The sequence below is a fragment of the Micromonospora sp. ABR4_055 genome, assembly GCF_056160425.1.
Genome location: NZ_JBSWXD010000353.1, coordinates 1 through 539 on the forward strand (window position 1 = coordinate 1; position 539 = coordinate 539).

Sequence of the window (539 nt, forward strand, 5' to 3'; positions counted from 1 at the left end):
CTGGAGGACTTCCCAAAACTATTTCCAGGTCGGTTCAACGCAATCCGTAAACGCGAAAGATCTCCAACTTGGTTACCGTAAGTAATGTGGCGGGGAACTGTTCCAGCGATCTGCGGAATCCGGTCTTGAGAACCTTCCAACACTTCAGGTGGGCGATCGCGCGTTCAACGGCGGCGCGGATCCGGTTGAGCGCGGTGTTGCACGCACGTCGGACCTCGGTCAACTCCCGACCCCGGGGCTTCTTGTACGGACTCGCGATGCCGGCACCCTGGTAGCCCTTGTCACCGATCATCCCGGGCCCGCCGGGTGCGTAGTGGCCTGCCCACCGGGCGGCGATCCCGGACACGTCGAAGGCCTTCCGGTCGTGCATGCCCCCGGACACGGATCACCCACGTCGACCACCCGTCCCGCGAGGTTGGCGACCACCTGCACGTTCTGCCCGCAGAAGCCCTTCTTCTCGGAGAACAACCCGTCGACGTCGTCGCGTTCCCCGACCGGCGCGACCAGACCATCGACCAGGACCGCGTCCCGGCGGGCCT

General features: G+C 64.7%; 1 protein-coding gene. It reads right to left on the reverse strand.

The genetic code is table 11. The annotated features are described in order from the left end of the window. Positions 1-34: 34 nt before the first annotated feature. A complete protein-coding gene (locus tag ACXAHD_RS32355; protein WP_475055217.1) occupies positions 35-370 on the reverse strand; it encodes a transposase family protein in 336 nt (111 codons plus the stop codon). Positions 371-539: the final 169 nt, after the last annotated feature.

Excerpts from the sequence above, each read along its gene's own strand:
- ACXAHD_RS32355 (WP_475055217.1), bottom strand. The coding sequence starts at position 370 with ATGCACGACCGGAAGGCCTTCGACGTGTCCGGGATCGCCGCCCGGTGG.